Source organism: Xenorhabdus entomophaga (assembly GCF_037996725.1).
GTDB classification, from domain to species: domain Bacteria; phylum Pseudomonadota; class Gammaproteobacteria; order Enterobacterales; family Enterobacteriaceae; genus Xenorhabdus; species Xenorhabdus khoisanae.
Genome location: NZ_JBBMXH010000385.1, coordinates 1 through 367, shown reverse-complemented (window position 1 = coordinate 367; position 367 = coordinate 1). Strand labels below are relative to the sequence as shown.

Genomic DNA, 367 nt, shown 5'->3' with positions numbered 1-367 from the left:
GCCGGCAAAATGAAGGCGCGGCTGAATATTGGCAACCGGCTTATCCTGCCTGTCTCTCAGCACCAGTGTCAGGGTGGCCTGCTGCTGGTTATCGGCTTCCAGCGTGTCGGGTGTGGCACTGAATGCGGAGTGGTTTTCACTGACCACATCCGCTGGCAGCGGATTAAAGGTTACTTTGGCCGCCAGTTTGGGAAACGCCTTGCCGTCAATCTCCGGCGTCACCGTCCATTCACCGGTTTTTGTCCCGGCCGTCACAGTGGCAATATAGGTGCCGTGGTTGGCCGGATCTTCCTGAATCGCCCCCATCTTCGGCTCATCCCCGTTGCCGGACAAAGCCCCGCTGCCGGCAAAATGAAGGCGCGGCTGA

General features: G+C 59.4%; 1 protein-coding gene. It reads right to left on the bottom strand.

What is annotated here, in order from left to right; translation table 11 throughout:
- Nucleotides 1–222 (bottom strand): Ig-like domain-containing protein (locus AAC854_RS23320; RefSeq protein WP_340619159.1); only part of this gene is annotated, 222 nt, incomplete at its 3' end.
- Between the last annotated feature and the right edge of the window lie 145 nt (nucleotides 223–367).